Here is an 8,442-nt window from a genome sequence, read left to right as displayed (position 1 = left end):
CTCGACGTTGTCGACGATGTTCTCGACACGGCCATCGATCGGGAGGAGGAGTTGGAGTGTGCGTTCGAAGACGTGACCGTCGACGTCCCGTTGCGGATGGAGGCCAACGCCGAGTTCGCCCGGTGGCATCTCGACGGCACCGTTCGGGTCCACGTCGACGGGATGCGTGGCCCCCTCGCCGAGTGGCTCCGCTGGTGGTCCACACAGCTCTCCTGACCGCTCTAGACGAGACGTTTTGACGCCCGCCCGCGACCGGTACGGTTGCGGCGACCGTTCGCGTGGCCGAAGCCGATTCCGGGGCGGTTCGCCGGCGACCCGACCGCCGACCGGTCCTCGCGTCGAGCAACAGAACGTCTCTACTCCGACAGACGGCGACGGCCGACGTGCAAGGGGTCGTACGTCGCGGCGGCCGGCGTCACCACGCCTCCCCCCTGAGCCTGACCGTCGGTCTCACCACCCCGCAAACTTGTCACGGCGATAGACGTCGATCTCGTGGACCGTCGAGTGATCCTGCGTGGCCGCGAAGCCGATGGCGTCGGCGATCTCCTCGGGGTCGCTCACCTCGCCCGGTTCGAACCGCTCGGTGAATGGGTCGCCGTCGTCGCCGCCAAACTCCGTCCGTACCTCGGTCGGGTTGACGACGGTGACGCCGATACCGTCCGGCCCGGCCTGTGCCTCGACGCTGTGGGCGAACCCTCGGACCCACCACTTCGTCGCGGCGTACACCGGGTTGCCGGGACGGGGGTACTGCCCCGCGAAACTCCCGACGAAGATCAGGTTGCCCGACGACGCACCCAGATGCGGGAGTGCAGCCCGCGTCGCGTAAAAAGCGCCGTCGACGTTCGTCTCCATCATCGCTCGGTAGTCCTCGGTCGAGAGGTCGGCCACGTCGCCGCCCCGACCCAAGCCTGCGTTGTTGACGAGAACGTCAAGGCTGCCGAACTCCTCAACGGCCGTCTCGATCAACGCGTCGACGGCCGCCTCGTCGCGAACGTCGGTCGGAACGACGAGGGGTTCTTTCCCATGTTCGTTCTCGATGTCGGCCGCGACGGCGTTGAGTCGGTCCTCGCTGCGCGCGGCGAGAACGACACGCGCCCCCTCGCTCGCGAACTCGCGGGCGGTCGCCTCACCGATGCCGGAACTCGCACCCGTGACGACGGTCGAACTGCCTTCGAGACTCATGTTCGTCCGTCCCGTCTATCCGGAGCCTCTTCATTCTCCACACCTCCCGGCCCGAGATAGTTGCGTTTAAATATGGGCACTCCTTTCGACGAAACGTAATCGGCGTGCGGTGCGTCGGCGCGCTCCGGTGGTGTAGTCCGGCCAATCATATTGCCCTCTCACGGCAATGACCAGGGTTCGAATCCCTGCCGGAGCATCGCAGCGAGCGAGTTTTTCGAGCGAGAAGCGCACGAAGGGATTCGAGCAAGCGAGTCGCAGCGACCGTGGTTCGTCCCTGCCGGAGCAGTTCCGTACCCACTCACCTGGGAGCCACCGGAAACGCGTCCGCCCGGACCCTGAGGTTCATTACCGTGGCCACCACGGTGCCGGGTATGGACGACACGAACCCACGGACAGACCCCGGGACCACGGGGGCCGTGTGATGGACTATCTCGCCCGCACGGTCGACGGCCGACCGCTCGCCGGCGACGACGAGGGGTTCGTCCCCCTCCGCGCGGCGTTCCCCGACACATCAGGCGTCCGCGACGCCCTCCCGCGTGTGACCGACGGCCTCCCGGCCCCGGCGCTCACCGACGTGCCCGCCGGACGGATTCCCCGCGAGTCGGTCACCCTCGGCCCGGTTCTCGACCGACCGGGGAAACTGTTCGGCATCGGTCTCAACTACACCGACCACGCCGCGGACCTCTCCGAGGACCCGCCGGACGAACCGGCGAGTTTCTTCAAGCCGGCGACGGCCGCGACGGGGCCCGGCGGCCCGATCCGCCTCCCGCCGACCGCGGAGGCGGCCCGCGTCACCGCCGAGGCGGAACTCGCCGTCGTTATCGGCCGGACCTGTCGGGCCGTGGACGCCGCCGACGCCGCCGAGGTGATCGCCGGCTACACGCCGGTGATCGACGTGACCGCGGAGGATGTGCTCCGGCGCAACCCCAGATTTCTCACCCGCGCGAAGAGTTACGACACCTTTCTGGTGCTCGGCCCACACCTCGCCGTTCCCGGTCCCGACGTGTCCCTCAACGATGTGGCGGTGCGGACGGTGGTGAACGGGTCGGTCGTCGCCCGAAACACCGTCGCGAACATGCAGTTCCCGCCGCGTGAACTCGTTGCCCGCCACTCAGAGGTGATGACGCTCGAACCCGGCGACGTGATCTCGACGGGGACGCCCGGTGCGGGCCGGATCGACCCCGGCGATCGGGTCCGGGCAGAGGTCGATCGGATCGGAACCGTCGCCGCCGACGTGGTCCGCCCGGAGTGAGCCAAGGGTAAAGGGTCGCCCGCCCGTACCTATGAGTGATGAACGCGACGGCGGGGATCGAACTCACGATCCGGAGCGCGGAGAAGCGAGACGCAGGGCGTGGCATCGCACGTCTCCCCGAGGTCGCCCGCCAGCGACTCGGCGTGTTGAGCGGCGACGCGGTCGCCATCGAGGGGGCACGAACGACGGTCGCGAAACTCTGGCCGGCGCGGGCCGGCGTCCCCGACGATGCCATCCTCGTCGACGCGGGGACACGGACCAACGCCGGCGTCGCCGTCGGTGATACGGTCACCGTGCGCCCGGCCAGTGTCGCCGACGCGGACTCGGTCGCGCTCTCGACGCCTGCCGGCGTTACTCCCGGGAACGAGACCGCAAGACGCGAACTCCGGCGGACGCTCGACGGCCGTCCTCTCCGGACCGGTGATCGGGTCCACGTCGAGAGTTTGGGTACCACCCCGTTTGTCGTCGAGCGAACACGCCCCGACAACCCGGTTCGAGTGACAGAGGCGACCGATCTCGAACTGACAGGGGAGTCGGCCGACGACGCGGCGGTCGACGACGACGTGGACGCGACAACCGACCCGAGCGACGACGCTCACACCGGCGGGACGGACCTCGACCTCGGGGAACTGCCGGTCGCCGACGACCGCCCGTCGCCGGCGACGGGTGTCACCTACGAGGATATCGGCGGGCTCGACGACGAACTCGATCTGGTCCGAGAGATGATCGAACTCCCGCTCTCCTCCCCGGAACTGTTCGACCGCCTCGGCGTCGATCCGCCAAAGGGCGTTCTTCTGCACGGCCCGCCGGGAACGGGCAAGACGCTGATCGCAAAGGCCGTCGCCAACGAGGTCGACGCCACCTTCCTCTCGGTTTCGGGCCCGGAGATCGTCTCGAAGTACAAAGGCGACAGCGAGGAACGTCTGCGGGCGGTGTTCGAGGAGGCCCGCGAGAACGCGCCGGCGATCGTCTTTTTCGACGAAATCGACTCCGTCGCGCCGAAACGCGAGGACAACAGCGGAATGGAGGATCGGATCGTCGGCCAACTCCTCTCGCTGATGGACGGGCTCGAAGCCAGGGGTGAGGTGATCGTTATCGGCGCGACCAACCGGGTCGACGATCTGGATCCCGCGCTCCGTCGTGGCGGCCGGTTCGACCGCGAAATCGAGATCGGCGTCCCCGGCGAGGCGGGGCGGCGCGAGATCCTCGACGTCCACACGCGCCGGATGCCGACGGCCGACGACGTGGATATGGACCGACTGGCTGCCCGCACCCACGGCTTCGTCGGGGCCGACCTCGAATCGCTGGTGACCGAGGCGGCGATGTCGGCGCTTCGGCGTGCCCGCCGGGAGAACCTTCGAACCGACGGGATCGCGGTCACGCGCGCCGACTTCGAGTCGGCGATGGCGGCGGTCGACCCCAGTGCGATGCGTGAGTACGTCTCCGAGACGCCGACCGAGGGGTTCGAATCCGTCGGCGGTCTCGACGAGACAAAGGCGACGCTCGAACGCGCCGTCACGTGGCCGCTGACATACGGGCCGTTGTTCGACGCGGCCGACGCCGACCCACCGACCGGCATCCTGCTCTACGGTCCGCCGGGGACGGGCAAGACGCTTCTCGCCCGTGCCGTTGCCGCCGAGAGCGGCGTCAACTTCGTTCACGTCCGGGGTCCGGAACTCCTCGATCGTTACGTGGGCGAGAGCGAGAAGGCCGTCCGCGAGGTGTTCGATCGCGCCCGTGGGGCCGCACCCGCCATCGTCTTTTTCGACGAGATCGACGCCGTCGCGACCGCCCGCGACGACGCGAACGAGGTGACCGACCGTGTCGTCTCGCAACTCCTGACGGAGTTCGACGCCGCCGCCGACAACCCCGGGCTGATCGTTCTCGCGGCGACAAACCGGAAGGATGCTCTCGACCCTGCGCTGTTGCGAACCGGTCGGCTGGAATCACACGTCGAGGTGCCGGCCCCCGACGAGGCGGCGCGACGCGCCATCCTCGGCGTCCACACCGACGGCAAACCGCTCGCGGCGGACGTCGATCTCGACGACGTGGCGCGGCGCACCGACGGCTACTCCGGAGCGGACCTCGCCGGTGTCTGCCGTGAGGCGGCGGTTCAGGCCGTCCAGACGGTGGCCGAGTCCTACTCCGGCGCGGCGGCGAACGACCACACCGACGAGGTTGCGCTGACGGCCGCCCACTTCGAGGCGGCGCTCGGGTCGGTGTCGCCGTCGCTCCCCTGACGACACTGACTCGCAACCGCCCGCTCGGTGTCCGACACACCGACGGGTGACGACCTCCACCCGACCGGCGGACGGGGCGCTTCTCCCGGTGGGTAACACACGGCCGCCGGGTTCCGACTCGCCCCCGTGTGCTGAGACGCGTCCCCGGCGCGGGGAGGAGAGGTCGTGGCGTCACACCGACAGACCGAACCCCATCGGACCCATACCATGGCTATGTCCCGTTCGCTCCTCTCGATGCGCTGGGAGGACGTGCTGTTCGCTCACTGGGCGGTCGACCCCGCCGTGGTCGCCGTGACGCTTCCGGATGGGTTGACCGTCGATACATACGACGGCGACGCCTACCTCGGCGTCGTCGGCTTCCGGATGCGGTCGATCCGTCCCCGCGGCCTCCCGGTTGGACTCTCCTTTCCCGAGTTGAACCTCCGGACGTACGTCCGCTCGGACGACGGGCCGGGGGTCTACTTTTACAACCTCGACGCCCCCGACCGGATCGGGGTGGCGCTGGCCCGGGGGCTGTTCAAACTCCCCTACTACCGGGCCGAGATGGACGTTGACGACACGGCAGAAGGCGTCCGGTTTCGCAGTCGGCGGACCCACTCCGGGGTGTTACCCGCCCGGTTCGACGCCACCTACCGCCCGACCACGACGGCGACGACGGCCGATCCGGGGTCACTGGACTCCTTTCTCACGGAGCGATACCGGTTCTACACGGAGAGCGACGGCGGGCGGTGTTACCGAGGCGAGATCAAACACCCGCCGTGGGAACTCTCCGACGCGACGCTCACGACACGAGAGAACACGCTCTTCGAGGCAAACGGCTTCGACCGACCGACTGGCGACCCACGGCTCCGGTACGCCGCCGCGGTCGACGTGACCGCCGGACGGATCCGGCGGGTGTCGGTTTAATACCACTCCCGGGCCTGCGCGACCAGAAAGCCGGAGCCGACGACGACGAGGAGAACGGCCGCGACGATGACCGTGCCCCGGCGGAGCACCGTTCCGACGGCGATACCGCTCCACGCGACACCGAAGATGGCGTGGGCGATGCCGAACAACCGGCGTCCCCGTCGGAGAAAGACAACGGCACCCAAACAGAGCGCACACGCGAGGGCGACACCGGAGAGCGCAACCGGCCGGACCTCAACCCCGCCGGCGGCGACGACGCCCACGACCGGGTCGAGCAGGAAAAGCAGGCCGCTCACGCCTACGCCGATGCCCACGACCCCGGGACCGAACTCGACGTCGAGCGTCTGTCGGCCGTCGTTGTCGCTCACGGTGTCGACCCCTTCCACGGCGTCGGGTGCGGTCGGTGACCCCGTGCCATACCTCCTGTTCGGCCACGTGGGATTGAACCTTCCGCTCAATCCCAGAACGACTGCGTGCGGGCGTACTGGCGCTCCTGTTCGAGGATATCGCGGTAGAAGTCGGCCTCGTTTTCGCGGAGTTTGGCGATGATGCGTGCGGCGTTGTGTGGGCCGACCCCGCGGGCGGCCATCGCGATCACCGCCTGCTTGCCGTGGCTTTGGACGAGATTGGCCGATTTGTAGGCGCGTTCGGTCAGCCGCTCCTGTTCCTCGTCTTTTTGATTCGCTCTGACCGCCTTCACCGCTTCCTCGTCCCACGGGTTGAGCGAGGCGATCCGCGTGGACTCACACTCCGGACACCGTGGCTGGTCCGAGACGCGTTTTACCTTTGTCTTTCGTGTCCAGTCCGTACAGTGGAGACAACAGAGAATCACTCGGTCCTCGTGGATCCGTTCTCTCAGCGTCTCGACGACGCTCGCGTCGGCGTTTTCGGGGACGAGCAGTTCCCGACCACTGGATCGCCCGCCCGTCCCGATCGGTGTGTGCTCTCGCGCGATCACCAGTTCGATCCCTCCGGACTGGACCCGTTCCAACACCGCCGCGGCCTCCTCGAGCGCCAGGTCCGTATGGAACACCTCGCGGAGCGCCTCCTCGTAGACCGGCGTGTCCTCTAGAGCGGCCAGCAGGCGGTCGGCACCGAACCGGCCCGAACCCTGATACCGCTTGAGTGCGCCGAACTTCGCGGCCACCTGCGCCAGCGTGAACTTCAACGTCTGGGAGTTTTTCAAGGCGAGTTCGAGCAACCCCTCCACGTGGGCGGGGTCGGTCGTTTTCAGCACCTCCGCCACGTCGCTCGGGCCGGCTCGACCCGGCACCTCCAGTTCGATCCGGTATGGGTCGACCTCCATCCCCACCGACGACCCGGTTCGTTGGCCGACGAGCGCCGAACACAGGCGGCCAAGCGTCTCGTTCACCTCGTGGCCGAAAGGAGCGTTGAGCACGACGCCGCGGCCCTGCCCTTCGATCACGAGTCGGTCTGCCGTCGGCGTCGGCGCGTCCGCCTCGACCTGTTTCGCGACGGAATCGAGCGCCCCCGCGAGCGTCCGTTCGTCGCTGGGGTAGCGGGGCAGAAACTCGCGGGCGACCGCCTGCCGGTCCGCGCCGCCCTCGAACTGCGCCGTCGCAACGTCGCGCATCTCTCCCACCTCGCCGGCCACCGCGGCGGGGACCGGGATCTCTTTGCCGGTCCACGATGGGACCTCGCCAGCGGGGTCCTCGATGGGCGTCACCTCGACTCTGGTTTCGTCCTCGTCGACCTCGGTGATCCGCCACATCTCCCCGCGCTGGATGAACACCTCGCCCGGCGTGGCGAAGTTGAGAACGAACCGCTCGTCGAGGGTTCCGACCGTCGTCCGTGAGGAGAGGTCGTACACCTCGTAGGTTTCCTCGTCCGGGATCATCGACAGATTTGCGTAGAAGTACCGCCACGTCCCGCCCGACTTCTCCAACCGGTCGGCGTCCTCATCCAGCCACAACAACCGGTTCCCCGAAAGTTCGCGCACAACCTCACGGAACCGCTCCGCCGAGAGCGAGCGGAACGGGTACGCCCGTGTCAGGGTCTCGTAGGCCGCCCGAGCACCGATTTCGCCGTGATCCATCACGAGGCCGACGATCTGGTTTGCGGCCACGTCGAGGCTGCCATCGTGAATCGACGCGGGTTCGACCTCGCCGGCGACCGCACGACGGGCGATGGCAAGCGCTTCCAGCGTGTCGTCGGAGTGGCTCGTGAGGATCGTCCCCTCGGAGACCTGATCGCGACGGTGGCCCGCACGCCCGACCCGTTGGAGGAGGCGTGCCACCTCGCGGGGACTGCCGTACTGGACGACGTGGTCGACCCGCCCCACGTCGATGCCGAGTTCCATCGACGACGTACAGACCAGCCCGTCGAGGTCGCCCGTTTTGAACGCCTTCTCGACCTCGATGCGGGCGTCCGTCGAGAGCGACCCGTGGTGGACACCGATGGGGGCTCCGACGCGTTTGAACCGCGAGCCGAGCGCTTCCGCGGTCTGACGCGTGTTGACAAACACCAGCGTCGACTCGTTGTCGGCGACGATGTCGCGGATCGCCCGCACGTGGCTTGCGACGTCGACATCGGTCGCCAACTCCCCTGCCAGTCTCTCGTCTTCCGGGGTCGGTTCGGGAGTACACACCCGGAAGTCGACGTTCGTCCCGGCTGCCACCTCGACGAGCGCACAGCCGCGTCCACCGGTCAGAAACGCACCGACCTCCTCGGGCGACCCGACCGTCGCCGACAACCCGATCCGCTGAAACGCTCCCGAAAGCTCCCGCAGGCGTTCGAGTCCGACGGTCAACTGCGCACCCCGCTTCGACGACGCGAGTTCATGGACCTCGTCGACGACGACGTGGTTCACGTCCGAGAGTGCCGTTCGTAGCTTTTCGCCCG

The 8,442-nt window shown here is 68.2% G+C and carries 7 protein-coding genes and 1 tRNA gene; 5 read left to right on the top strand and 3 right to left on the bottom strand.

The annotated features are described in order from the left end of the window. The coding region (locus tag Q0925_RS00065; protein WP_299330491.1) for a hypothetical protein at positions 1 to 216 on the top strand (216 nt) is incomplete at its 5' end. A 234-nt stretch (positions 217 to 450) separates the two neighbouring features. Here Q0925_RS00065 and Q0925_RS00060 read toward each other — a convergent pair. Next, positions 451 to 1,182 (bottom strand): SDR family oxidoreductase, encoded by a 732-nt coding sequence (locus tag Q0925_RS00060; protein WP_299330489.1) that lies wholly within the window; start codon positions 1,180 to 1,182, stop codon positions 451 to 453. A 121-nt stretch (positions 1,183 to 1,303) separates the two neighbouring features. Here Q0925_RS00060 and Q0925_RS00055 point away from each other — a divergent pair. The 4 genes from Q0925_RS00055 (at position 1,304) to Q0925_RS00040 (ending at position 5,580) form a co-directional block, all read left to right on the top strand. Further along, positions 1,304 to 1,378, top strand: a tRNA-Glu gene (locus Q0925_RS00055). Positions 1,379 to 1,603: 225 nt separating this feature from the next. Further along, positions 1,604 to 2,434 carry a fumarylacetoacetate hydrolase family protein gene (locus Q0925_RS00050; protein ID WP_299330486.1) on the top strand — a complete coding sequence of 277 codons (831 nt, stop codon included), beginning with the start codon at positions 1,604 to 1,606 and terminating at the stop codon, positions 2,432 to 2,434. Between the two features lie 38 nt (positions 2,435 to 2,472). Beyond that, positions 2,473 to 4,674 carry an AAA family ATPase gene (locus Q0925_RS00045; protein ID WP_299330483.1) on the top strand — a complete coding sequence of 734 codons (2,202 nt, stop codon included), beginning with the start codon at positions 2,473 to 2,475 and terminating at the stop codon, positions 4,672 to 4,674. A 213-nt stretch (positions 4,675 to 4,887) separates the two neighbouring features. Beyond that, the gene (locus Q0925_RS00040) at positions 4,888 to 5,580 is read left to right on the top strand and encodes a YqjF family protein (protein ID WP_299330480.1); all 693 of its coding nucleotides are present in this window, start codon (positions 4,888 to 4,890) and stop codon (positions 5,578 to 5,580) included. Here the strand turns inward: Q0925_RS00040 and Q0925_RS00035 are convergent. Continuing rightward, positions 5,577 to 5,948 carry a hypothetical protein gene (locus tag Q0925_RS00035; protein ID WP_299330478.1) on the bottom strand — a complete coding sequence of 124 codons (372 nt, stop codon included), beginning with the start codon at positions 5,946 to 5,948 and terminating at the stop codon, positions 5,577 to 5,579. The genes Q0925_RS00040 and Q0925_RS00035 overlap by 4 nt on opposite strands. 86 nt (positions 5,949 to 6,034) lie before the next feature. Continuing rightward, a partial coding sequence (locus tag Q0925_RS00030; RefSeq protein ID WP_299330476.1) for a DEAD/DEAH box helicase occupies positions 6,035 to 8,442 on the bottom strand: 2,408 nt, incomplete at its 5' end.

The sequence above is a fragment of the Haloplanus sp. genome (genome assembly GCF_028275055.1).
Lineage (GTDB): Archaea > Halobacteriota > Halobacteria > Halobacteriales > Haloferacaceae > Haloplanus.
This window is presented reverse-complemented; position numbering and strand designations above follow the sequence as displayed.